This window comes from Novispirillum itersonii (assembly GCF_014205675.1).
Classification (GTDB): Bacteria; Pseudomonadota; Alphaproteobacteria; order Rhodospirillales; family Rhodospirillaceae; genus Novispirillum; species Novispirillum itersonii_A.
This window is the reverse complement of record NZ_JACIIX010000022.1, coordinates 1-22,057: the sequence shown is the minus strand read 5'-3', so window position 1 is coordinate 22,057 and position 22,057 is coordinate 1. Positions and strand designations below refer to the sequence as shown.

General features: G+C 62.8%; 17 protein-coding genes, 1 tRNA gene and 2 rRNA genes. 6 read left to right on the top strand and 14 right to left on the bottom strand.

Annotated features, from left to right (window positions below; translation table 11 throughout):
- Positions 1-125: 125 nt before the first annotated feature.
- The 4 genes from FHS48_RS20330 to FHS48_RS18940 all read right to left on the bottom strand — a co-directional run bounded on the left by FHS48_RS20330 (position 126) and on the right by FHS48_RS18940 (position 4,649).
- Positions 126-731 carry a HutD/Ves family protein gene (locus FHS48_RS20330; RefSeq protein WP_260402595.1) on the bottom strand — a complete coding sequence of 202 codons (606 nt, stop codon included), beginning with the start codon at positions 729-731 and terminating at the stop codon, positions 126-128.
- A gap of 119 nt (positions 732-850) precedes the next feature.
- Positions 851-1,666, bottom strand: a complete 816-nt coding sequence (hutG, locus tag FHS48_RS18950; RefSeq protein WP_184266218.1) for an N-formylglutamate deformylase — start codon at positions 1,664-1,666, stop codon at positions 851-853.
- 65 nt (positions 1,667-1,731) lie between these two features.
- On the bottom strand, positions 1,732-3,264 hold the full coding sequence (hutH, locus tag FHS48_RS18945) for a histidine ammonia-lyase (RefSeq protein WP_184266215.1): 1,533 nt from the start codon (positions 3,262-3,264) through the stop codon (positions 1,732-1,734).
- Entirely contained in the window at positions 3,261-4,649 is a 1,389-nt protein-coding gene (locus FHS48_RS18940) for a formimidoylglutamate deiminase (protein WP_184266212.1), read from the bottom strand. The genes hutH and FHS48_RS18940 overlap by 4 nt, the downstream gene beginning before the upstream one ends.
- A 111-nt stretch (positions 4,650-4,760) precedes the next feature.
- Between FHS48_RS18940 and hutI the strand changes: the two genes are divergently transcribed.
- From hutI to FHS48_RS18910, 6 genes are all read left to right on the top strand, one after another.
- Positions 4,761-5,996 carry an imidazolonepropionase gene (hutI, locus tag FHS48_RS18935; RefSeq protein WP_184266210.1) on the top strand — a complete coding sequence of 412 codons (1,236 nt, stop codon included), beginning with the start codon at positions 4,761-4,763 and terminating at the stop codon, positions 5,994-5,996.
- Positions 5,993-6,748, top strand: a complete 756-nt coding sequence (hutC, locus tag FHS48_RS18930; protein ID WP_184266205.1) for a histidine utilization repressor — start codon at positions 5,993-5,995, stop codon at positions 6,746-6,748. The genes hutI and hutC overlap by 4 nt, the downstream gene beginning before the upstream one ends.
- Before the next feature lie 138 nt (positions 6,749-6,886).
- Positions 6,887-8,560, top strand: coding sequence for a urocanate hydratase (gene hutU / locus FHS48_RS18925; RefSeq protein ID WP_184266202.1), 1,674 nt, complete (start codon positions 6,887-6,889; stop codon positions 8,558-8,560).
- Positions 8,561-8,768: 208 nt separating this feature from the next.
- Positions 8,769-9,872, top strand: coding sequence for a TRAP transporter substrate-binding protein (locus FHS48_RS18920; protein WP_184266199.1), 1,104 nt, complete (start codon positions 8,769-8,771; stop codon positions 9,870-9,872).
- 123 nt (positions 9,873-9,995) lie between these two features.
- Entirely contained in the window at positions 9,996-10,535 is a 540-nt protein-coding gene (locus FHS48_RS18915; RefSeq protein WP_184266196.1) for a TRAP transporter small permease subunit, read from the top strand.
- The gene (locus tag FHS48_RS18910) at positions 10,528-12,108 is read left to right on the top strand and encodes a TRAP transporter large permease (protein ID WP_184266192.1); all 1,581 of its coding nucleotides are present in this window, start codon (positions 10,528-10,530) and stop codon (positions 12,106-12,108) included. Before FHS48_RS18915 ends, FHS48_RS18910 begins: the two co-directional genes overlap by 8 nt.
- Before the next feature lie 93 nt (positions 12,109-12,201).
- Here the strand turns inward: FHS48_RS18910 and tviB are convergent, their stop codons facing one another.
- From tviB to FHS48_RS18860, 10 genes are all read right to left on the bottom strand, one after another.
- Positions 12,202-13,479 (bottom strand): Vi polysaccharide biosynthesis UDP-N-acetylglucosamine C-6 dehydrogenase TviB, encoded by a 1,278-nt coding sequence (tviB, locus tag FHS48_RS18905; RefSeq protein WP_184266190.1) that lies wholly within the window; start codon positions 13,477-13,479, stop codon positions 12,202-12,204.
- Positions 13,480-13,639: 160 nt separating this feature from the next.
- Positions 13,640-15,580, bottom strand: coding sequence for an asparagine synthase (glutamine-hydrolyzing) (gene asnB, locus FHS48_RS18900; protein ID WP_184266187.1), 1,941 nt, complete (start codon positions 15,578-15,580; stop codon positions 13,640-13,642).
- Between the two features lie 135 nt (positions 15,581-15,715).
- A complete protein-coding gene (locus tag FHS48_RS18895) occupies positions 15,716-16,882 on the bottom strand; it encodes a glycosyltransferase (RefSeq protein ID WP_184266184.1) in 1,167 nt (388 codons plus the stop codon).
- Positions 16,883-16,909: 27 nt separating this feature from the next.
- Positions 16,910-17,605 carry a class I SAM-dependent methyltransferase gene (locus tag FHS48_RS18890; protein ID WP_184266181.1) on the bottom strand — a complete coding sequence of 232 codons (696 nt, stop codon included), beginning with the start codon at positions 17,603-17,605 and terminating at the stop codon, positions 16,910-16,912.
- Positions 17,598-18,599 carry a methyltransferase domain-containing protein gene (locus FHS48_RS18885; protein ID WP_184266177.1) on the bottom strand — a complete coding sequence of 334 codons (1,002 nt, stop codon included), beginning with the start codon at positions 18,597-18,599 and terminating at the stop codon, positions 17,598-17,600. Before FHS48_RS18885 ends, FHS48_RS18890 begins: the two co-directional genes overlap by 8 nt.
- 39 nt (positions 18,600-18,638) lie before the next feature.
- The gene (locus FHS48_RS18880; protein WP_184266174.1) at positions 18,639-19,925 is read right to left on the bottom strand and encodes a lipid II flippase MurJ; all 1,287 of its coding nucleotides are present in this window, start codon (positions 19,923-19,925) and stop codon (positions 18,639-18,641) included.
- A gap of 219 nt (positions 19,926-20,144) precedes the next feature.
- Entirely contained in the window at positions 20,145-21,236 is a 1,092-nt protein-coding gene (locus FHS48_RS18875; protein WP_184266171.1) for a glycosyltransferase family 4 protein, read from the bottom strand.
- Between the two features lie 161 nt (positions 21,237-21,397).
- A tRNA-Met gene (locus FHS48_RS18870) sits at positions 21,398-21,474 on the bottom strand.
- A gap of 115 nt (positions 21,475-21,589) precedes the next feature.
- Positions 21,590-21,704: ribosomal RNA gene (rrf, locus tag FHS48_RS18865) — 5S ribosomal RNA — on the bottom strand.
- Positions 21,705-21,808: 104 nt separating this feature from the next.
- A 23S ribosomal RNA gene (locus FHS48_RS18860) occupies positions 21,809-22,057 on the bottom strand; the annotation flags it as partial.

Sequence of the window (22,057 nt, the reverse complement as noted above, 5' to 3'; positions counted from 1 at the left end):
ATGACCGCCGCCGACAGCCCCCGGCAGGTCATGACCCCGGACCGGCTGGAAGCCCTGTATGGCACCCGGTTCCTGACCGGGACCCTCAACGGGCAGCCGGTGATCCTGCCGACGGGGACAAACGGTTACACCTCGCCGTCATCCTCAGCGGTGTCCTGCACGGTGACGACGGAAATCAGCGCTTCCGCCCCCGGGCCGACTGTCACCGCCACCGCCTCGCCGTCAATGCGGGCGGTGTTATCCTCGGTCAGCCGGGTTTCGGCATCGCCGGTATGCACCTGCACCGATCCGCGCAGGGCATAGACCAGCACAATGGTGTCATCCGCCCCCCCGGCCCAGTTCTCCCCGCCACGCAGGCGGATCATGTCCCCGCCCATGCGGGCGCGGTCGACGATCAGGTTAAAATCCCGGGTCGGCCCGCCGATCAGGTCGCAGGTGACCGCCGCATCGCCGGAAAAGAAAAAAGGCTGCGCCTCACGGGCGACAGCCTCAGGGGGTCCCCCGTCCACCGTCAGGGTCATGCCTTCCCCTTCAATACAGGCGATCAGGCGGTCATAGCCGGTGAAGGCGGAAAACGCTCCGGCGCTGACGACATCCGCAATGCTGACGCGCCACTGGAAGCGGCCGAAGCCATCGGCGGGAAACCGGGCGATCTCGGTGGTCATTCCCTGCCCGTTTTTCCAGGGCATCCGCTGGTAGTCTTTGGGACCAAGCACTTTCATCCGGCTCATTCCCCCATCTCCTCAAACAGCACCACCGGGTCGGGACGGTGGCTTTGGTGGCGGTACCTCTGACGGGTCCTTCGGTTTGCCAATCCGGACCCGTCAGCGGTCAAGCCCCCGCTGCCGGATCACGGACGCCAATCAGTATAGACCTTCAGGAGGCTGCGCAAGACCGCCTGAATACGAATGGCACGCTCCTCACGGTACGTGAACCGCAGGGAATTTCCAGATCCCTCTTCATGCATATAGGTGGTCTGCGACAGCTCCATCTGCACCGCCAGCCGGTTTTCCGCCGGGCGCCCGTGGGCACGGGTGATGTATCCGCCGATGAAGCGCCCGTCGGTGACGGCGGTGAAGCCATCCTGCCGCGCCGACTCGAGAACCGCGCCCAGCCGGTCCCGCAGCGCCGGGGGAACGCTGGCCCCCTTCACGGTGCCGAGGTTAAGGTCGGGCAGCACCCCGTCAAACAGGCGCGGCACCTCCGCCGCGATCGAATGGGCATCATACAGCAGGGCATAGCCATGCCGGGCCTGCGCCGCCGCCAGCGCCGACTCCAGCGCATCGTGATAGGGTTTCCAGTAGGTTTCCACCCGTTGTGCCGTTTCCGCCGCGTCGGGGGCCATGCCATCCCGGTACAGCGGGCGGCCGTCAAACAGCACATCCGGACACAGGCCGGTGGTGGCCTGCCCCGGATACAGGCTCTCCCCGCTGGCCGGACGGTTGAGATCCACCACATAACGGGAATAGCGGGCACTGATCAGGGTGGCCCCGAACTCCCGGGCAAAATCATACAGGCGCGGGATGAACCAGTCGGTGTCCCGCAGGGTCAGGGCTTCCGGGGTCAGGCGTTCTGCCAGACCGGGAAACAGGTCGGTGCCGCAATGCGGCATGCTGATCACCAGCGGGCCGTCGCCCAGCACCAGATCAAAAACGCGGTCGCTCATCCCGGTATCCTTTGCTGAAACAGGGCCGGGCGGAAGTCTTCCACCCGGCCTGATGCCCGTCGTCCTTACAGCGCCATATCGAAGCTGACGGCGCTATCGAAACCGCCGCCCTGCACCAGCGCGCCGATGGCGGCCAGATCCGGGGCGAAGTAGCGGTCCACGTCATAGCGCGGCACCGCCGCCCGGATGGTGGCCATCGCTGCTTCCAGACGCGGGGACGTTTCCAGCGGACGCCAGGTTTCCAGCCCCTGCGCCGCCGCCAGCAGCTCGATACCGACGATGGTGGCGATGTTCTCGGCAATGTCGCCCAGACGGCGGGCGGCAAAAGTCGCCATCGACACGTGATCTTCCTGATTGGCCGAGGTCGGCAGACTGTCCACACTGGCCGGATGGGCGAGGGTCTTATTCTCCGACGCCAGCGCCGCCGCCGTGACGTGGGCGATCATGAAGCCGGAGTTCAGGCCCGGCTCCGCCACCAGAAACGGCGGCAGACCGCTGATGGTGGTGTCGATCAGCATGGCAATCCGGCGTTCCGACAGTGCCCCGATTTCCGAAGCGGCAATCGCCAGCTGGTCAGCCGCCATCGCCACCGGCTCGGCATGGAAGTTGCCGCCGGAGATCACCTCGCCGGTATCGACCATCACCAGCGGGTTGTCGGTGACGCCGTTGGCTTCAATCACCAGCGTACGGGCGGCCATGCGCATCTGGTCAAGGATCGCCCCCATCACCTGCGGCTGGCAGCGCAGGCAATACGGATCCTGCACGCGGTGGCAGGCCTCGCCCTGATGGCTGCTGTGGATGGTGCTGCCCGCCAGCAGATCGCGGAAGGTGGCCGCCACATCCATCTGCCCCGGCTGGCCGCGCAGGGCGGAAATGCGGGCATCGAACGGACGGTGGCTGCCCTTCACCGCTTCCACCGACAGCGCCCCGGACAGGATCGCCGCCTTGTAGATGCGCTCGATCTCAAACAGACCGGCCAGCGCCAACGCGGTGGAAACCTGTGTGCCGTTGATCAGGCCGAGACCTTCCTTGGCCTTCAGGTCAAACAGCGGAATCCCGGCAGCCTTCAGCCCGTCCGCCGCCGGGACGATCTGCCCGTTGACCCGCACATGGCCGATGCCCAGCAGCACCCCGCACATATGCGCCAGCGGGGCCAGATCGCCGGAGGCCCCGACCGACCCCTTCGACGGAATCACCGGATAAACCCCCTTGTGGTACAGATCCAGCAGCGCCTCGACCAGTTCCGGCCGCACCCCGGAGGCCCCGACCGCCATGCTGGCGGCCTTGGTGGCCAGAATCAGCCGCACCACGCCGTCGCTCATCGGCGCGCCGACGCCGGTGGCGTGGGACAGGATCAGGTTCTTTTGCAGCAGATCAAGGTCTTCGGCGGCAATGCGCTTCTGCGCCAGTTTGCCGAAGCCGGTGTTGATGCCATAGACCGCCTCGTCCCCGGCGGCGATGGTCTCGACAATGGCGCGGGATTTCGCCATACGCGCCCGGGCCTCATCATTCAGGGCCAGCGGGGCACCGTCGCGGTAAATGCGGCGCAGGGCATCAAGGCTGAGGGACCCGGGGGACAGAAGGATAGCGTCGCTCATTGGAACAACCTTTCGAGAGTCTGACAGTACCGACGGCTGAGGGAGTCTTCGTGGGGGTGGTGACCATCGCGTACAACCGCCTGTCCGGCGATCAGCACATCTTTGACCACCGGCACGTTGCCGGAAAACACCCAGCCGTCGAGCAGGGAATCCCCGGTGCAGGCCGCCAGAAGCGGCGACCCGGACTTGAGCGTGATGATATCAGCCCGATATCCAACCGATATCTGGCCGCTGGCAAAACCGCAGGCCTGCGCCCCGCCGCTGCGGGCGGCATCAAACAGCCGCCGCCCGGTGGAGCGCAGCGGCCCGCCGGACAGCACGGTCCGGCGGCGGGAGGTCAGGCGGGCGCCATATTCCAGCCAGCGCAGTTCCTCCACCGGCGACACCGAGATATGGCTGTCAGACCCGACGCCAAAGCGTCCGCCTGCCGCCAGATAGTCTTCCGCCGGAAACAGGCCGTCGCCCAGATTGGCCTCGGTGGTCAGACACAGGCCGACCACGGCACCGGAACGGGCCATCCCGGCGACCTCCGGCGGGGTGACATGGGTGGCATGGATCAGACACCAGCGGTCGTCAACCGGGGCATGGTCCAGCAGCCATTCCACCGGACGCTGACCGGTGTGGGCCAGACAGTCCTCCACTTCCTTCCCCTGTTCGGCGATATGGATATGCACCGGACAGCCGGGCAGCAGGCGGTCGGTCTCCGGCAGCACTGCCGCCAGCAGATCCGGCGGCACGGCCCGCAGGGAATGCGGGGCAATCCCCAGCCGCACATCCGGGGCGGTGCCATAGGCCGAGGCCAGCCGTTGCATCAACGCCACAAAGGCATCGCCCTGATGGATGAAACGCTTCTGGCCGTCGGTCGGCGGCGTCGCCCCGAATCCGGAGGTATTATAGAGCACCGGCAGCAGAGTGATCGGCAGCCCGGCTTCCCGCGCCGCCGCCACACAGCGGTGGCTCATCTCCGCCGGATCGGCATAGGGGGTGCCGTCAAAATCATGGTGCAGGTAATGGAACTCGCCGACAGCGGTATACCCCGCCTTCAGCATTTCCACATACAGCCACGCCGCCACCGCCTGAAAGGCATCGGGATCCATGCGGCGGACCGCCCGGTACATGGCGTCGCGCCAGCTCCAGAAGCTGTCCGCCCCCTCCCCGGAGCGTTCCCCCAGACCGGCAATCGCCCGCTGGTGGGCATGGGAATGCAGGTTGGCCATCCCCGGCAGGGCCGGACCGGACCAGTATTCTCCCCGCGGGGGACGGGCCACGCCCTCTTCCACCGCCGTGATGAGTCCCGCCGCATCGACGGTGATCAGAACCTGCTCTGCCCAGCGGGCCTGTTCCCCGCTGCCCAGCAGGGCCCGATCAAAAAACAACAGGCGCATCGCGCTCCTCCCAGAATTCTTATAGACAAGCCTATACAACACTAGACAACAACGCAAGGCCCTCGCATAATACCTGTCATCAACCCGACTGGATGAGGGATACCCCCCCCGATGACCACCCTGTGGGACAGCCTGCTGATCAACGTCACCGCCGCCACCATGGTGCCGGGGACTGTTGCCTATGGCCTGTGCCCCGATGCGGCGGTGGGCATCCATGCGGGTGCCCTTGTCTACGCCGGGCCGCGCGACGGCCTGCCCGCCCCCCCGGAAACCCTTGCCCGGACGGTGATTGACGGGCGTGGCCTGCTGGCGACGCCGGGGCTGATCGACTGCCACACCCATCTGGTGTATGGCGGCAACCGCGCCGCTGAATTTGAAATGCGCCTGACCGGCGTCCCGTATGAAGAGATTGCCCGGCGCGGCGGCGGCATCCTGTCCACCGTCCGCGCCACCCGTGATGCCGATGACGACGCCCTGACCGCCAGCGCCCTGCCGCGTCTGGATGCCCTGCTGGCCGACGGTGTCACCACGGTGGAAATCAAATCCGGCTATGGGCTGACCACTGACTCCGAACGCAAGATGCTGCGGGTTGCCCGCCGTCTGGCGACGGAACGGCCGGTGGACATCCGCACCACCTTCCTCGGGGCCCATGCCCTGCCGCCGGAATATGCCGGGCAGGCGGATGCCTACATTGACCACCTCTGTACCGACATGCTGCCCGCTCTGGCCGCCGAAGGATTGGTCGATGCGGTGGATGCCTTCTGTGAAGGGATCGGCTTCTCCGTCGCCCAGACCGAACGGGTGTTCGAGACCGCCCGTGCCCTCGGCCTGCCGGTGAAACTGCACGCCGAACAGCTGTCCAATCTGGGCGGCGCGGCGCTGGTGGCCCGCTTTAACGGCCTGTCGGCTGACCATATCGAACATCTGGATGAGGCCGGGGTGCAGGCGATGGCCGCCGCCGGAACCGTCGCCGTGCTGCTGCCCGGGGCCTTCTACTGCCTGCGGGAAACCAAACTGCCGCCGATGGATCTGCTGCGGCAGTATGGGGTGCCGATGGCGGTGTCCACCGACTGCAACCCCGGCACCGCGCCGGTGACCTCGCTGACGCTGATGCTGTCGATGGCCTGTACCCTGTTCCGGCTGACCCCGGAAGAGGCGCTGGCCGGGGTGACCCGCCATGCTGCCCGCGCCCTTGGCCTGACCGACCGCGGGCAGATTGCCCCCGGCCTGCGGGCCGATCTGGCACTGTGGCGGGTGGACCATCCGGCGGAACTGGCCTATTCCATCGGCCTGAACCCCTGTGCCGCCACCATGACCGGCGGCACCCTGCGGTGGAGGGACCGATGAGCGAACCGAAAATTTCCCAGTCGCAGCCGCGTTACCGGCAGATCAAGGATGCCATCCGCCACCGGATCACCTCCGGCGAGTGGGGGGAAGGCAGCCAGTTGCCGTCAGAACTGAAACTGCTGGAAGATTTCAGCGTCAGCCGGATGACCGTCCACCGCGCCCTGCGGGAACTGACCGAGGAAGGCCTGCTGACCCGGGTGCAGGGGGTCGGCACCTTTGTCGCCGAACAGGCCGCCCGCATGGATGCGCTGGAACTGCGGGCGGTCTCCGATGAGATCACCGCCCGGGGCAACCGTCATTCCTGCCGGGTGGACCTGCTGGAAGACATCATCGCCGACGGCACGCTGGCCCGGCAGTTCAATCTGCCCGCCGGATCGCGGCTGTTCCATTCCCGGGTGGTGCATCTGGAGAACGAAGTGCCGCTTCAGCTGGAAGACCGTTGGGTCAACCCGCAGGTGGCCCCGCAGTATCTGAAGCAGGACTTCACCACAATCACCCCGACCGAATACCTGACCCGGCTGGAGGCCTCCCCCTTCGTCGAGCATGTGATCGAAGCGACCCTGCCCGACGGTACGGCGGCACATCTGCTGGGCATTACCCCGGCTGAACCCTGCTTGCGGCTGATCCGCCGCACGCTGCGGGGCAGTCAGGTGGTGACCGTGGCGCATCTGCTGCACCCGGGAAGCCGCTTCCGCCTGAGTTCCACCTTCCGGGTGCATGCCGCCAGCGTGCCGATGCTGGCCGCCCTGTAACCCGCCTGCTGTTTTCTGCCTCTGCCGGGTGGCCTGTGCGCCCGGCCCCGATGATCTTCCCTGCGTCTGCCGCCGTGCGGACGCAGCCCCCTGTTTGCGCGCCGAAGCAACTAAAAAACCTGTTGGAGACGACACGTCATGACCGCCTTCACCCGCCTTGATAACCAGCGCGTGATCCGTGCCCCGCGCGGCAGCGAAAAGACCTGCAAGAGCTGGCTGACCGAAGCCGCCCTGCGCATGCTGATGAACAACCTTGACCCCGATGTGGCCGAACGCCCGCAGGAGCTGGTGGTTTATGGCGGCATCGGCCGCGCCGCCCGCAGCTGGGAACATTTCGACCGCATCGTCGAGACCCTGCGCCAGCTGGAAGACGACGAGACCCTGCTGGTGCAGTCCGGCAAGCCGGTCGGCGTGTTCCGCACCCATGCCGATGCCCCGCGCGTGCTGATCGCCAATTCCAATCTGGTGCCGCACTGGGCGACGTGGGACAAGTTCCACGAACTCGACCGCAAGGGCCTGATGATGTACGGCCAGATGACCGCCGGATCGTGGATCTACATCGGGTCACAGGGCATCGTGCAGGGCACCTACGAAACCTTCGTTGAGATGGGCCGCCAGCATTACAACGGCAGCCTGACCGGCAAGTGGATCCTGACCGGCGGCCTCGGCGGCATGGGCGGGGCCCAGCCGCTGGCCGCCACCATGGCCGGGGCCTGCATGCTGGCGGTGGAATGCCAGCCGAGCAGCATCGACATGCGCCTGCGCACCGGCTACCTCGACAGGTCCACCGCCTCCCTCGATGAAGCGCTGGCATGGATCAACGACGCCTGCGCCAAGGGCGAAGCCATCTCTGTCGGCCTGCTCGGCAATGCCGCCGAGGTGTTCCCGGAACTGGTGCGCCGGGGCGTCCGCCCGGATGCGGTGACCGACCAGACCTCCGCCCATGACCCGATCAACGGCTACCTGCCGCTCGGCTGGACGCTGGCCGAGTGGGAAGAAAAGCGCGTCTCCGACCCCAAGGCGGTGGAAAAGGCCGCCCGCGCCAGCATGAAGGTGCAGGTCGAAGCGATGCTCGCCTTCCAGAAGATGGGCATCCCCACCTTCGATTACGGCAACAACATCCGCCAGATGGCACAGGAAGAAGGGCTGACCAACGCCTTCGACTTCCCCGGCTTCGTCCCGGCCTACATCCGTCCGCTGTTCTGCAAGGGCATCGGGCCGTTCCGCTGGGTTGCCCTGTCCGGAGATCCGGAGGATATCGCCAAGACCGACGCCAAGGTGAAGGAACTGATCCCCGACGATCCGCACCTGCACCGCTGGCTGGACATGGCGGCCCAGAAGATCCACTTCCAGGGCCTTCCGGCCCGCATCTGCTGGGTCGGTCTGGGGCAGCGCCACCGTCTGGGGCTGGCCTTCAACGAAATGGTCGCCAACGGCGAACTGAAGGGCCCGGTCGTGATCGGCCGCGATCACCTCGACTCCGGTTCCGTCGCCAGCCCGAACCGCGAAACTGAAGCGATGATGGATGGCTCCGACGCCGTGTCCGACTGGCCGCTGCTGAATGCCCTGCTCAACACCGCCGGGGGTGCCACCTGGGTCAGCCTGCACCATGGCGGCGGCGTCGGCATGGGCTTTTCGCAGCACTCCGGCGTGGTGATCGTCTGCGACGGCACCGAAGCCGCCGCCCGCCGCGTTGGCCGGGTGCTGTGGAACGACCCGGCCACCGGCGTGATGCGCCATGCCGATGCCGGCTATGAGATCGCCCGCACCTGCGCCGCAGAGCAGGGCCTGAATCTGCCGTTCCTGAAATAAGGACCGGCGGGGGACCGTCCCGCAGGGGCATCGGCGCGCACCCTGCGGGACGGATTTTACCAAACGGAGTCGGGACCCCGGCGATACGGGGACAGGACTGTCCTTTATGGGAGGTATCACCGGTTTCCCTCTTCCGCTGCGCACCGCAAAAGAAAAAAGCTTGCTCAGATTTTCACCCCATCATTGAAAACAGGGAGCATCTCTCACCATGAACCGTCGTGATTTTCTGAAATCTGCCGCTGTCGGCACCGCTGCCGCTGCCACCGGATCGGCGCTCGCCGCCCCGGCCCTTGCCAAGGGTGTCCAGCAATGGACCATGGTCACCAGCTGGCCCAAGAACCTGCCGGGACCGGGTCTGGCCGCCAACATGCTGGCGGAGCGTATTTCCAGCCTGTCCGGCGGCCGCCTTCAGGTGAAGGTTTCCGCCGCCGGGGAGCTGGTCCCCGGCCGTGGCGTGTTCGACGCTGTTTCTGACGGCACCGCCCAGCTTTACCACTCGGTTCCGGCCTACTGGGGCTCCAAGTCTCCGGCCTTCCTGCTGTTCGGATCGCAGCCGTTCGGCCTGACCGCGATCGAACAGTCCGGCTGGCTGAACCACGGCGGCGGACAGGCCCTGTACGACAAGCTCTATAGCAAATTCAACATCAAGCCGTTCCTGTGCGGCAACTCCGGTGCCCAGTTCTTCGGCTGGTTCCGGAAGGAAATCAACAGCGTTGACGATCTGCGTGGTCTGCGCTTCCGCACCACCGGCCTCAACAGCGAAGTCCTGTCCAGGCTCGGCGTCGCCGTGCAGGCGATGGGCGGCGGCGAAATGTTCCAGGCCCTTCAGTCCGGTTCCCTCGATGCCGGGGAATTCATCGGTCCGTGGTCTGACAGCGCCCTTGGCTTCTACCAGATCGCCAAAAACTACTATTACCCCTGCATCGGCGAACCGTCGTCCGCCGAAGAATGCGGCGTCAACAAGGATGCCTATGAAGCCCTGCCCGATGACCTGAAGATGGTGATCCGCGTCGCCTGCCAGTCGCTGCACGATCAGGTTCTGACCGAATACAACACCAACAACGCCAAAGCCCTCCAGCTTATGGTGGAAAAGCACGGCGTGCAGGTCAAGCGCCTGCCCGACGACGTGATCATCGCCATCGGCAACGCATCGGGTGAGGTCATCAAGGGCCTGCGGGACCACAGCGATGATCTGGTCCGCGCCATCACCACCTCCTACCTTGAGTACCGCAAGCTGTCGCACAGCTACATGACCTATTCCGACGGTGCGGTCTTTGCCGCCCGGGGCCTGAAGTACAGTTACGGGGAATAACGTCTTCTCCATCCGCCCTCACGGCGCGGGGGATCTCCTCCCCCGCGCCGGATTGCATGAAAAGACTGAACCAGCCGGATGCTCCCCACATCCGGCCGGTGACGTGAGAAGGGACCCTCCCCGATGTCCTCCCCCCTCCTGCGGGCCAGCACCCTGCTGAATCAGGTCAATGCCGCCGTCGGCAACATCGCCATGTGGTGTGCCGTCGGCATGATGCTGGTCATGTTTGTGATTGTGGTGCTGCGCTACATTTTCGGTGTCAGCTATATTTTCCTCAACGAGACCGAGCTGTACTTCCACGGTACCCTGTTCATGCTCGGCGGCGGATATACGCTGCTGAAGGACGGGCACGTCCGCGTTGATATCTTCTATGGCACCGCCCGCTACCGCACCCGGCTGTGGATTGACCTGCTCGGCACGCTGGTGCTGTTGGTTCCCTCCTGTCTGGTGCTTCTGTATTTCACCTGGCCGTTCGTCTCCAAATCCTGGGCGATCCGCGAAGGGGCGATCTCGGTGGGTGGCATTCCCGCCTCCTTCCTTCTGAAATCCCTGATCCCGGCCTTTGGAGCCCTGATCCTGCTGCAAGGGGGCAGCCTGATGCTGCGCAACCTCGGCCTGCTGCTGTCCGGCGCCACCACCGACCCGGAGGACAGCCATGCTTGAGCTGCTGACCAACTCCCTTGATATCCTGATGTTCGTCGGTATGTGCGTCGGGATCCTGATCGGTTTTCCGGTCGTGTTTACCCTCGCCGGGGTTGCTGTCCTGTTTGCCGTTCTGGGTGTCAGCCTTGATGTCTTTGACCTGAACCTGCTGAAGGCGCTGGCCCCCCGGGTGTTCAGCACCATGACCAACGAAGTGCTGCTGGCCATTCCCCTGTTCGTGCTGATGGGGGTGATTCTTGAACGCTCCCGCATGGCGGAAGAACTGCTGGAGGAAATGGGCAAGCTGTTCGGCGGGGTGCGCGGCGGTCTGGCGGTATCAGTGATTCTGGTCGGGGCCCTGCTGGCCGCCTCCACCGGCATTGTCGGAGCCACCGTGGTGGCAATGGCGATGATCGCTCTGCCGACCATGATGCGCTATGGCTATGACAAATCCCTGTGCTGTGGCGTGATCGCCTCCTCCGGCACGCTGGGACAGATCATTCCGCCCTCGACCATGCTGATCATCCTCGCCGAGGTGATGTCTTCCGGGTATCAGCAGGCCCAGTTTGCCTCGGGCAAGTTCAGTGTTGAAACCATCAGCGTCGGAGAGGTGTTTGCCGCCGCCCTGATTCCGGGCTTCTGTATTGTCGGTATCTACATCGCCTATGTCCTGATCGCCTCGTTCCTCAAGCCGTCTCTGGCCCCGGCGATGCCACCACGCGATGTGCAGCCCCTCAGCCAGACCCTGCGCCATCTCGGCAAGGTTCTGGTGCCGCCAATTGTGCTGATTATCGCCGTTCTGGGCTCCATTCTCGGCGGAATCACCACCCCGACCGAAGGGGCGGCGGTCGGTGCCCTCGGCGCACTGCTTCTGGCAGCCCCCCGCGTGGTTCCCGGCGCGTCACCATGGCCGTTCCGCCTGACCGGTCTGGCGGTGCTGGCCCTGCTGCTGATGCGTCAGACCTTCGACCTGCGCATCGGCCGCACCGAGATCCCGCCTTTCGATAAGGCGATGATCGGCCTCGCCATCGCGCTGTCAGTCATCGCCGGATATGGCATTCTGATTGCCCTCCTCCGCTTCCTGCGGGCCGGGGTGCTGATCCCGACGCTGCGGTCCACCCTGACCGTCACCTCGATGATCTTTGCCATGATGATCGGCGCCAGCCTGTTTTCTCTGGTGTTCCGTGGTCTGGGCGGCGACGTCCGGGTCGAAGAGTTCCTGACCAATATGCCGGGCGGTGAAACCGGTGCCCTGCTGTTCGTGATGGTGGTGGTGTTCCTGCTCGGCTTCGTGATGGATTTCGTCGAAATCGCCGTCATCGTGCTGCCGATCACCGTGCCGATCCTTCTGGGCATGGGCATGGACCCGATCTGGCTGGCGGTTCTGCTGGCCATCAATCTGCAAACCTCGTTCCTGACGCCCCCGTTCGGTTTCTCCCTGTTTTATCTGCGTGGGGCGACGCCCAAGAGCATCTCGACACTGGATATCTACAAGGGGGTGGTGCCCTTTGTGATGATGCAGATTGTCGCCATGCTGGTCATCTATCTGTTCCCGTCAGTGGCAACCGCCCTGCCCCGGTTCCTGTTTGAGTAACGCTTTTTGCTCCCTGTTTCCCTGAAACTTAAAAAGGCCCGGATCCTGCGATCCGGGCCTTCTTTTCAACAGATCTTCTGACAAAGCCGCCGCTTACAGCCGCCCGTCCGCCTGCCCCAGCGGCAGAAGGCTCTTCACATCATACAGAACCGCATCGGGTTCCCCCAAAGCACGGATGCCGTCAGCCCCCAGCGCCACGAACTCCCGGTGGCCGACCGCCAGCACCACGGCGGCGTAGGTCCCCGGTGCCGGGGCTTCGGTCAGGCACTCCAGACCGTATTCATGCCGGGCTTCGTCAACGCTGATCCACGGATCATAAACATCCACCTGCGTGTGGTAATCCTTCAGGGCAGCGATCAGATCGACCACCTTGGTGTTGCGCAGATCCGGGCAGTTTTCCTTGAAGGTCAGCCCCAGCACCAGCACCCGGCTGTTCAGCACCGGCTTGCCCTTGCGCAGCATCAGCTTGACGGTTTCGTCAGCGACATGTGCCGCCATGCTGTCGTTGATCCGCCGCCCGGCCAGAATCACTTCCGGGTGATAGCCGACTTCCTGCGCCTTGTGGGTCAGGTAATAGGGATCAACACCGATGCAGTGGCCGCCGACCAGACCGGGGCGGAACGGCAGGAAGTTCCACTTGGTGCCCGCCGCTTCCAGCACTTCCAGCGTATCGATGCCCAGCCGGTGGAAAATCAGGCTGAGTTCGTTCATCAGGGCGATGTTCAGGTCGCGCTGGGTGTTCTCGATCACCTTGGCGGCCTCGGCAACCTTGATGCTGCTGGCCTTATAGGTTCCGGCGGTGATGATCGCGGCGTAAAGGGCATTAACCTCCTCGGCAATCGCCGGGGTGCTGCCGCTGGTGACCTTTTTGATGGTCGGCAGGCGGCGTTCCTTGTCGCCGGGGTTGATCCGTTCCGGGCTGTAGCCACAGAAGAAACCGGTGTTGAAGGTCAGGCCACTGTGCTTTTCCAGCACCGGCACACAGACCTCTTCGGTTGCCCCCGGATAGACCGTTGATTCATAAATCACGATCGCGCCGCGCTTCATCACGCTGCCTACGGTCTCGCTGGCCTTCACCAGCGGGGTCAGATCCGGGCGGTTGGCCTGATCGATCGGGGTCGGCACGGTGACAATAAAGATGTCGCAGTCGGCCAGATCAGCGCGGTCGGAGGAATAGGTCAGATGCGCCGCTTCCGCCAGTTCCTCCGGCGGGACTTCCAGCGTACCGTCCTGCCCCGACCGCAGCTCGGCAATCCGGGCCTGATTGATGTCAAAGCCGACGACGCTGCGCTGCTTTCCGAACTCCACGGCAAGCGGCAGACCGACATAGCCCAGACCGATGACGGCAATCTTCTTCACGTCGTGACCCATCAGGTGCCCCACACATCAGACGGCAGCCCCGGCACAGGGCCACCCCATAAAAACTGAAATCATTCCGGCGGACCCCGCCGCTGGCCCCGGTCTCCCAAGGTGGTCCGGCATACCGCAAATTGTTGTCGGGGTAAACGCCGAAACCGGCCCGTCCTGCCTGTCAGGGTGCCGACTGGGCATCCATCCAGGCATTGAACATCAGCACATCCCACAGGTGATAGGCCCAGTTGCGGTGTCCCTGAAGATGCTCCGCCCAGAGGTGGCGGACCGGCTGCGGATCAAAGATCCCGTCCTGCCGCAGTCGCCCTTCGGCCAGCAGACCTTCGGCCCACTCCCGCAGCGGGCCACGCAGCCAGCTGTCCAGCGGCACCCCGAAGCCCATCTTCGGGCGATCCATCATCGCCTGCGGCACATGGCGGTACAGCACCTGCCGCAGCAGCCACTTGCCGGTGCCTGACCGGTCCTTCAGGGACTGCGGCAGGGACCATGCCAGTTCCACCACCCGGTGGTCCAGCATCGGCACCCGGGTTTCCAGACTGTTGGCCATCGCCGCCCGGTCCACCTTGACCAGAATGTCATCGGGCAGATAGCTGAGGAAATCCAGCGCCATCATCCGTTCCACCGGAGTCAGCCGGGCCAGTTCCGGCGGCTGGCGGGTCAGCACGGTGTCATGCTCCCGCCCCGCCTGCACCACCGCTGCCGGATCCTCCCAGTGCGAGATCAGGCGCCGATAGAGGGCATCGACACTGTCGCAGGACAGCACACCCGCCCCCTTATGGATCTTATCGCCCAACCGCCCGCCAGCGGAGGGCCGCAGCCTGCCCAAGGTGTCCCACGCCCCAACCGGCACCGCCCGCAGCACTGCCGCCACCGCCGACCGCACCGGCCCGGGCAACCGCCCCAGCTTGCCCCACAGGGCGGTGGTCATGGTATAGCGGCGGTATCCGCTGAACAGCTCGTCCCCCGCATCACCGGACAGGGCAACGGTGACATGCCGCCGCGCCATCCGCGACACCAGAAACGTCGGGATCTGCGAGGAATCCGAGAACGGCTCATCATAGATCTGCGGCAGGTCCGGGATCACCGCCATCGCTTCCTGCGCCGAGACATACAGCTCGGTATGGTCGGTCTTCAGGTGGGTGGCAACGGCCCGGGCATACTGGGCCTCGTCGTAACCATCCTCGTGGAAGCCGATGGAAAAGGTGCGGACCGGTGTGCTGCTCTGCGCCTGCATCAGCGCCACCACCGTCGAGGAGTCAATCCCCCCGGACAGGAACGCCCCCAGCGGCACATCCGCCACCATCTGATCCGCCACCGCCTGCGACAGCACGCTGTCCAGACGGTCCACCGCCGCCTCCGGCGACAGATCCAGTCCAGCGCCCGGTCGGGCGCCGATCACCTGCGGCAGGGACCAGTAGGTCTGTGCCGTCTCGCGGCCATCGGCCTCAATCCGCAGCAGGGTTCCCGGCATCAGCTTGCGGATGCCCTGATAGATGGTATAGGGCGCCGGGATATAGTTATGACGCATATACAGGGCGACAGCGCCCCGGTCGATCTCCGCCCGGAAGGCCGGATGGGCGCGCAGAGCCTTCAGCTCCGACCCGAACAGCAGCACCCCGTTGACCTGCCCGTAATACAGCGGCTTTTCCCCGGCGCGGTCACGGATCAGGGTCAGCGACCGGTCCTGCCGGTCCCACAGGGCGATGGCGAACATCCCGACCATCCGGCGCAGGGTCTCGTTCAGGCCCCAGCAGCCGATGGCCGCCAGCATCACCTCGGTATCGGAATGGCCGCGCCACGCCTGCACCACAGAGCGGAAATAATCGGTCTGCTCCAGTTCCGCCCGGATCTGGCGGTAATTGTAGATCTCGCCGTTGTAGGCCAGCATGTGGCGGCCACAGTGCGACAGCATCGGCTGGGCCCCGGCGGGGGACAGGTCAATGATCGACAGACGGCGATGACCAAGGGCAACCGGCCCCTCCGCCCACACCGCATCGGCATCCGGCCCGCGGTGGGCAATGGCCGACGCCATCCGCAGCGCAATCCCGGCATCGGCATCCGGCCCGCCGTTGAGGTTCAGAAATCCGACAAAACCACACATCGCTTCTTTTCGCCTTTCTGATCCACACCGGACCGCCGCTTACACCACCGGATGGCCCTGTCGCCCTTTCAGACGCAGGCCGTCGGCCCATAGGTTAAGCATGTTCGCGCTGATGTTCCAGCCACGCCTGAAACATCAGGATGGCCCCACAGGAGGCAGTTCCTGCCGGTACAGCGCCTCATACCCCGCCACGCAGGCCTCCATCGAGAAATGGTTCAGCGCCCTCTCCTTCCCGGCCTGCCCCATCCGGCGGCGCAGATCAGGATCCAGACACACCTGCAACAGGGCCTCCCCCAAGGCCTGCGGCGTCCGGGCCGGAACCACCAACCCCGTCTGCTCGTGCACCACCGCCTCGGCGTTGCCCCCGACATCGGTCACCACCATCGGCAGGCCGCTGACCATGCCTTCGATGACCGCGTTGGAAAACCCTTCCTCGTGAGAACACAGCACACCGATGTCGGCGGCGGCCAGAAGATCGGGCACATCCTTGCGCGACCCGGGGAACCGGAAATGCGTGTCGATCCCGGCCAGACGGGCCTGTTCCTTCAATGCCGGGCCGATCCCATCATCGCGCCCCACGCAGACACAGACCCAACCGGACGGCAACGCCGCCTGCACCGTGGCCAGCGCCTGAACCAGATCCGCATGCCCCTTGTAAGGAATCAGATTGGCCACCATCACCAGCATGACAGCATCGTCATCAACCCCCAGCCCGGACCGGACAGCCGCACGGCTCTGGCCGGATTTGAAGCGGGCGATGTCGATGCCGTTATAAATCAGCCGCAGCCGTTGCGGGCTGACTCCTTCGGACCGCAGATCCCGGACCACAGCAGCCGAGTTCCCACAGACCAGATCCATGCGCGGATGCAGCCAGTGCTCCAGCTTACGCAACAGCTGATGCTTGGCCTGATAGTGGTTCAGGCTGCGACGGCTCATGATCCGCACCGTGGGGGGCGCAATCAGGGATATCACCCCGCCGATAATATATGCGGCCGGCAGGAAAAAGTGCGTCACCTGCGGACGGATCCGCCAGTAGGTCCAGACCAGCAGAGGCAGCGCGGCAAGCAGACCGGTCCAGGCGATCAGCCGGGGATGGCGGAGCAACCGGGCCAACCCGGACGGCAGCGTCACCCCCCTGACCGGCACCCCGGCCGCCTGAAAGGCCGCGGTCAGCGGCCCCCCCGTCTTCAGGGTAAAGACAGTCGGCTTCCAGCCACGGGCGGCCAGCGCCCCGGCAATCCGCAGCAGGTGCTGCTCTGCCCCACCGACCTCCATGGAGCCGATCACGTACAGAATCTTCATGCGAAGTTCAATGCAGCCGGTTGCATGTTAGGAGCGCTCAACTTTTTCAAAAGCTTCCGATTGTCCGACCACGGCAATCGAATAGGCAAAACCGGCATTCTGTGCAAGCCGCCAGAGGGCCCGGGGGAGCGCCAGCCGCAAGACTTTATGGACCGGCGTTGCGTTGACATCCCCATAGCCAAAGCTCGACCGGACGGTCATCCCGGCGTCCTGAACGATTTTTTTCAGCTCTTTTACGGAGTAAATACGCTCATCCGTAATGCCGTCCGCGTAAGCGGTATAGCGGGTCGGGATCTGAATGATGACGTGCCGTGCGCACTTGGCCTGCTCAACCAGCAGGCGGACCGTCACGTCGCGGTCAAAGTGCTCCAGCACCCCGCAGGAGAAGGCCAGATCAAACTGGCCGTAATACGGGGACAGATCAAAGGCATCGCCGACCTCAAAAGAGGCCGGGCTTCCCAAGGCAGAGGCCTGTTGTCTTGCGATTTCAACGAGACTTTCCTCATTATCAACCCCCATGGCCTGATAGCCCTGAGAGGCAAGAAACATCGTTGACCATCCGGGCCCGCAGCCAACATCCAGCACCCGGCCACCGGCGGGGCAGTAGCGATTGATGTTTCCATAGAGGGTTTCATGGAACCCCCAGTGCGGAACGGCCGTTTGAAGCCAGTTAGAACCAAAAGCCTTATGGCTCTTGAAATAGTCTTTCCAGCGTTCAGACATTGCTGCCTTCCTTTGCAACACGGGTAGCACTGAAGGTCATGATAAATCCGAATCCCAAGCGGTCCAGAATGACCTCAACCGGGTATGAGACAGCCCGGTCAAGCCTGCTGATCATCCGGATGAGGCGAGATGGTTTACCTCTCCACTTACCCCAGAACAAGTCCGGGTCATCAAGCTGCTTCCACTCGAGCATGAGGTCAGACCTGTTATAGCCCATCAGCCGCTTGACAGCGAACAGGAGACCGCCGTTGAGGGTGCCCCCAAAAATCTTCTGATCCGTCACGACGGTGTCGAGACGGAAGCCATGCCTCTTGCACAGGCGTGCAACGCTTTTCCTCGTAAAGAGGGTCAAGTGACGCGGATAATCATCAGCGTGATAGAATCTCGACTGAATCGAGTGAAGGTTGGTCACAAGCACGATGATCTTCCCACCGGGCTTCAGCAATTCGGATGCCTTATTGATGAATTCCCCCGGATGATAGACATGTTCCAGAACAGCCCAGAGGGTAATGGCGTCGAATTTCTCGTCACCAAAATCCATCTGGAGAAAATCACCGTAGCGTATGGGCATATTCCCCGGGTTGGGAACCTTTGAATCCAATTCCACGCCCTGAACATTCCAGCCGGCACGCTGCATGAACCAAAGGAACTCACCCTTCTGCGCCCCGATATCGAGAAGCTTGCCGGGGGGAATTCCCTCCAGCCAACGGCTTTTCTGCTCAAGCTGAGCCGTGCGTTTCTGAATAATATCCGCCCACGCCAGCTTTCCTTCCGCACCTTCCCATGACCAATAAAACGCTTCAGGATAATAATCCCCGATACCATCCTCTTTTGGCCTTGGGCTTAAGAAGCCGCATCCGCAATCCACGCATTTCCGGACAGTGAATTCGTGATCAGACACCGAAAACAGATAGTCTTTTGTCGTAAAAATTCTGCGTGATGATTCCGACCCGCAGAGAGGACATTTAACTTCGACTAGATCTGACTGGTTCATTCTCATCTCAATGCTGAAAATATCGAGGATCTATGCAACTTACAACTTACGCTTAGGGGGATTGAGAAATTTGATACCCAATAAAACTCCGGAGATACTGGAGCAGGTGATCGCTATTGCAATGGTTTGCTCACCAACAAAATCCCTTAGGATAAAATAACTAAGGCACAACATCATCAAACCTGCCCCTCCCATAAGAGACAGAAGGATCGGCCGTGCCTGCGCCTGCCAGAGCTTGGCAAAAACATTTCCGAGAAGATTGAAGCCCAATCCAACAGACAACCAGACCCAGAGCTGTGTCACCTTTTCAGCGGCATCGCCATCAAATTTACCGCTAAACAAAAGCGTCAGTATGTATTCCCCAAGAGAGGCGACCCCCACTATAGCGCATATGCCGAGCCCCAAGGAAAGAAGAGCCGCCTTTTTAAGCAAACGGCGGACACTTTGCGTATCCCCGACGGCAACAAGCTCTGAAAAGCGAGCCAATATCATGGTGGAACTTGCCATAACAAGCAATTGCACAGCCGATAAATGCAATCTGTATGCGTAACCGAAAGCAGAAACAGCCCCTTCCCCAAAGGAAGCCGCCCAGATCGGAGGCAAAGAGACGGCAATATTCGAAAACGCAACACCCGGCAGAGCCCAAGCCCCAAGCCTGCTGATTTCCTTGAACGGGCGGCGATCCCGTATCGCCAATGGCCCCAGCAGGTGAAACGAGATACGCTGAAAGCGATAAACACAGATCGCAAGCTGAAGCGCGGCCCCGCAGACGGTTCCCCAGATCAGACAGTCCAATCCACCCTGCGGCCACACCGCGAGCATTATCCCACCGAGGAGTCCATTGGCAACCGGCGCGGACGCAGCTGTCAGAAAGCTGCCTCTCATGGCGAGAATATAGCCTGAGCAATCGGTCATCATGCCAATCGCCACAAGAAAAGCAGCCAGAGGCATAACCGACAGAAACGCCGTCAGAGTGGCGGTCTGGTTAACAGGAACGATGACCGTTCCAAGCCACCCGGACAGGAGAAAGAGGATACCGACCAAAAGCGCGCCAAGCGCGGCATATCCCCACCAGACCGTTCTATCGAAGGCCGCCGTCTCCGCAGCCGGTCCTGTGGTGCCAATTTTCGACCGGACCGGAAATAAGCCAACCTGTAGAAGGCCTGACAGTAAACCGGAAATCAGCGTCGGCGTCACCAAGGCCAGATTATATCCATCCAGTTCACTGCTGACCCCGAAGATATGCGCCGTGAACCATAGCTTGAAGAATGCAGCAAGCTGCGCGAGTCCCGTCAATACGGAGACGATTAGCAGCTGTCTTTTCATGAGAGGGAGCCCCGTTTTTTTCGGACAGACTGGCAGCAGAACCAGACTGCCCCCGGCTGGTGATGACACCGCCCTGAAGATTGCAAACACCGTATCCAGAGGATCCCCGGAATACGGGGGATCATACGCATCGCCCCCGGTTCGTCCAGTCAAAGCGGCCTGAGACCGACAGGAGAGGTCAGCGTTCCTCCTGAATACTCGCTTCAGCGGCATCCAGCCTTATTTCACGACCTCTTCAATCAGGGTTTCCCATTGGCGGACGATGGCATCGCGGGAGTAGCGGTCACGCACGGTGAGAGCCCCGGCACCAAGCCGATCCCGCAGAGCGGCATCCGCGAACAGCGTCTTCATCGCATCCGCCAAAGCTGCCGCATCCTCGACCGGAACCAGCAAACCATTCTCACCATTGCGGATGATCTCCCGGGGGCCTGAATCACAATCTGCCGCAATAACCGGGCAGCCCATCGCCATCGCTTCCAGCAGTGCGTTGGGAAACCCCTCATAACGCGAGGGCAGAACGTAGACCGTGGCCCGCCCCATCCAGACCTCAGGCTTCTCGACAACCCCGAGCATCTCAACGGCTTGAGCAACATTCAGTTCGCGCGCCAATGTTTCCAGCGCCTTCCGCTCAGGCCCTTCGCCAAGGATGGTTAACGTCACTCCATGCTGCGCCAGACCACACGCGGCGAACGCCCGTAACAGCACATCAAAGCCTTTTTGCCGGTCAAGCCGCCCCACGGCGAGGAGACTCTTTTGGCCCCGCTCCCCGCCCGGCGGCAGTGCCCGGACAAAATTCGGGATCACACGCACACGCCCGGCAGATGTGATCGTTCTGGCCCAAACGGCCACTCTTTCCGTCTGGACCACGACACGCGCGGCAAGGGGATAAAGAAGCCGACGCGCAAGAGTCCAGGCCCGCCCCACCTGATGCCAGCGCGGGTCGATACGTTCGGAGACGATGATAGGAATGCCGGATGCCACTGTTGCGGCCAACACCCGGACATTGTTCTGTTCGATAAAACTGACAACCGCATCCGGCCGATAACTCTGAATGGCCTCCCGAATCATACGGGACCGACGCCAGTTGCCTGCGATGCTTTGCCAGATCGAAGAAGAATCCCAGATCATATTCAGGGCAATCCGCTCAACCCGACTGTCCAGATGATAGTGATCGCTCTTTGCGGTCACCAGGGTCAGAACGGCCACAGAATGTCCACGGTCTGCGAATGCATTGGCCAGCTCCACGATGACCCGCTCCGCACCACCGAACGACAGACTGGAAATCACCCAAAGGATACGTCGGGACTTCAAACTTGCTCTCCTGACAGCGCAACTGAGTCGGTAGAACCGTAAACCTGTAACTCTAAGACGTGAAACAGGAAAAGTATTTTCCGTCAGGACATTCTTGCCGATACGGAATGAGAAACCCCCGCCCTCATTTCTGTGGGCGGGGGGTTTATGCAAGGTATTATTGGTTGCGGGGGCAGGATTTGAACCTGCGGCCTTCAGGTTATGAGCCTGACGAGCTACCGGGCTGCTCCACCCCGCGGTGTGGTGTTTCGGTGTTTGGTTTCTTCAAGCGAATAAGGCCGGAGGGTGCTCCGGCCTTATGTCGCGAGATCGTGAGAAGCAATTTAGTTTGTATCGATGTGTGCGTTTGGAAGACCTGGCAGTGACCTACTCTCCCGCATCTTAGGATGAAGTACCATTGGCGCGACTGGTTTTCACGGCCGAGTTCGGGATGGGATCGGGTGTTTCCACAGCACTATTGCCACCAGGTCATCGAAACGCACGCTTCGATACAGTGTGTTTTAAGGGTCCGTGCGGATATCAATTTGTCTCTGGGATTGAGGCGTGTGCGGGGGTTTACCGCTGCACACGGGCTCTTCAAGCCGATCGAGCGATTAGTACCGGTTAGCTTCGCATGTCACCACGCTTCCACACCCGGCCTATCGACGTGATGGTCTATCACGGCTCTCAAGGGATACCTGGTTTTGAGGGGGGCTTCCCGCTTAGATGCATTCAGCGGTTATCCCTTCCGTACATAGCTACCCAGCGGTGCTCCTGGCGGAACAACTGGTACACCAGAGGTACGTCCATCCCGGTCCTCTCGTACTAAGGACAGCTCCTCT

What these genes read in the sequence shown, in the direction of transcription:
- FHS48_RS18915 (WP_184266196.1), top strand. Translation starts at nt 9,996, where the DNA reads ATGTCCTCCCCCCTCCTGCGGGCCAGCACCCTGCTGAATCAGGTCAAT.
- FHS48_RS20330 (WP_260402595.1), bottom strand. Translation starts at nt 731, where the DNA reads ATGAGCCGGATGAAAGTGCTTGGTCCCAAAGACTACCAGCGGATGCCC.
- asnB (WP_184266187.1), bottom strand. Translation starts at nt 15,580, where the DNA reads ATGTGTGGTTTTGTCGGATTTCTGAACCTCAACGGCGGGCCGGATGCC.
- tviB (WP_184266190.1), bottom strand. Translation starts at nt 13,479, where the DNA reads ATGGGTCACGACGTGAAGAAGATTGCCGTCATCGGTCTGGGCTATGTC.
- FHS48_RS18910 (WP_184266192.1), top strand. Translation starts at nt 10,528, where the DNA reads ATGCTTGAGCTGCTGACCAACTCCCTTGATATCCTGATGTTCGTCGGT.
- FHS48_RS18895 (WP_184266184.1), bottom strand. Translation starts at nt 16,882, where the DNA reads ATGAAGATTCTGTACGTGATCGGCTCCATGGAGGTCGGTGGGGCAGAG.
- hutG (WP_184266218.1), bottom strand. Translation starts at nt 1,666, where the DNA reads ATGAGCGACCGCGTTTTTGATCTGGTGCTGGGCGACGGCCCGCTGGTG.
- FHS48_RS18885 (WP_184266177.1), bottom strand. Translation starts at nt 18,599, where the DNA reads ATGAACCAGTCAGATCTAGTCGAAGTTAAATGTCCTCTCTGCGGGTCG.
- hutH (WP_184266215.1), bottom strand. Translation starts at nt 3,264, where the DNA reads ATGAGCGACGCTATCCTTCTGTCCCCCGGGTCCCTCAGCCTTGATGCC.
- FHS48_RS18920 (WP_184266199.1), top strand. Translation starts at nt 8,769, where the DNA reads ATGAACCGTCGTGATTTTCTGAAATCTGCCGCTGTCGGCACCGCTGCC.
- hutC (WP_184266205.1), top strand. Translation starts at nt 5,993, where the DNA reads ATGAGCGAACCGAAAATTTCCCAGTCGCAGCCGCGTTACCGGCAGATC.
- FHS48_RS18940 (WP_184266212.1), bottom strand. Translation starts at nt 4,649, where the DNA reads ATGCGCCTGTTGTTTTTTGATCGGGCCCTGCTGGGCAGCGGGGAACAG.
- FHS48_RS18890 (WP_184266181.1), bottom strand. Translation starts at nt 17,605, where the DNA reads ATGTCTGAACGCTGGAAAGACTATTTCAAGAGCCATAAGGCTTTTGGT.
- hutI (WP_184266210.1), top strand. Translation starts at nt 4,761, where the DNA reads ATGACCACCCTGTGGGACAGCCTGCTGATCAACGTCACCGCCGCCACC.
- hutU (WP_184266202.1), top strand. Translation starts at nt 6,887, where the DNA reads ATGACCGCCTTCACCCGCCTTGATAACCAGCGCGTGATCCGTGCCCCG.
- FHS48_RS18880 (WP_184266174.1), bottom strand. Translation starts at nt 19,925, where the DNA reads ATGAAAAGACAGCTGCTAATCGTCTCCGTATTGACGGGACTCGCGCAG.